The sequence below is a fragment of the Erwinia sp. S38 genome (assembly GCF_016624545.1).
GTDB lineage: Bacteria > Pseudomonadota > Gammaproteobacteria > Enterobacterales > Enterobacteriaceae > Erwinia > Erwinia coffeiphila.
On sequence record NZ_JACVTS010000073.1, the window covers coordinates 1 to 769 of the forward strand.

Here is a 769-nt window from a genome sequence, read left to right on the forward strand (position 1 = left end):
ACGGTTGTAATCTGTTGTCCATTTCCACCGCGCATTACTCCCGGTCAGCCGCTGGTTCGCAACAGCACCGTTACGGTCTGCGCACTCTCCGGACCAGTAGCCAGCGCCTTTTCGCGGCGGGATGAGTGCACAGATTTTCTTCCGGCGCAGTTCATCGTGACATAACCGCGTATCATAAGCGCCATCCGCTGCGGCTGACCTGATTTTTCGATGAGTCTGTCGGATTAGCCCGGGGAAGGCCTCTGAGTCTGTCACATTGTTCAGCGACAGGTCCGCACAGATGATTTCATGTGTTTTGCTGTCAACGGCCAGATGCAGCTTACGCCAGATACGACGGCGTTCTTTGCCGTGTTTTTTGACTTTTCATTCGCCTTCACCAGAGACCTTCAGCCCGGTGGAATCAATCACCAGATGCGCGATTTCGCCCCGGGTGGGCGTTTTGAAGCTGACATTAACCGACTTTGCCCGCCTGCTGACGCTGGTGTAATCCGGGCAGCGCAACGGAACATCCATCAGGGCAAAAATGGAATCAATGAAGCCCTGAGCAGCCCGAAGGGGCAGCCGGAATACGCGTTTAATCACCAGGACAGTGGTGATGGCAGGGTCAGAATAGCGCTGAGGCCTTCTCCGTGGTGAAGGCGTTGCTGATTCATACCAGGCCTGAATAACGTCATCATCCAGCCAGAAAGTCATGGAGCCACGGTTGATAAGGGCTTTGTTGTAGGTGGGCCAGTTTGTCATTCTGAACTTTTGCTTTGCCACGGAACGG

General features: G+C 54.5%; 1 pseudogene. It reads right to left on the reverse strand.

Features of this window, described 5'->3' with window-relative positions:
• A pseudogene (locus IBT46_RS27045) lies at nucleotides 1-769 on the reverse strand (IS5 family transposase); the annotation flags it as partial.